The organism is Stenotrophomonas sp. STEN056 (assembly GCF_056759635.1).
In genome coordinates, this window is record NZ_JBRRDL010000073.1 from 1 (window position 1) to 450 (window position 450).

The following is a 450-nucleotide window of genomic DNA, read 5'->3' on the forward strand; positions in this document are numbered from 1 at the left end:
CGCTTGTGTCTGCCACCGGAGTAGGTTTGCAGGTGAGAGCGGAGTGCGGCAGCCCGTTATGCCGCGGTGCGCACAAGCACGTGTAGGAGTTGGGGCGCCGCACTCCAAACTCCCCTTCAGCCCGAACAGTTGATCGGATCTGAGTCCGAACCGTACAAGCATGGGATCGGGGGAGCGCTCTCACTGTCAGCCTACAACGGGAGCCGATGATGAACAGCTATGTGGGTATCGATGTCGCCAAGTCGGAGTTGGTGGTTCACGTCCTGCCGCAGGAGCGGGGTAGAACCTTTGCCAATTCAGCCGCCGGCCTGGCCGAACTGGTGTCCTGGCTGCAGCAGCTGGCGTGCCAGCGCATCGTCCTGGAGGCCAGCGGCGGCTATGAACAGGCCCTGCTGAAGTGCCTGCATCAGGCCGCTTTGCCCGCGGTGCGGCTGTGCGCCCGGCGTCCAC

At 64.0% G+C, this 450-nt stretch carries 1 protein-coding gene; it reads left to right on the forward strand.

Features of this window, described 5'->3' with window-relative positions:
* Positions 1 to 209 precede the first annotated feature (209 nt).
* Positions 210 to 450, forward strand: a 241-nt coding sequence (locus tag ACVOLO_RS18050) for an IS110 family transposase (protein WP_481571703.1), incomplete at its 3' end; no start/stop codon positions are given.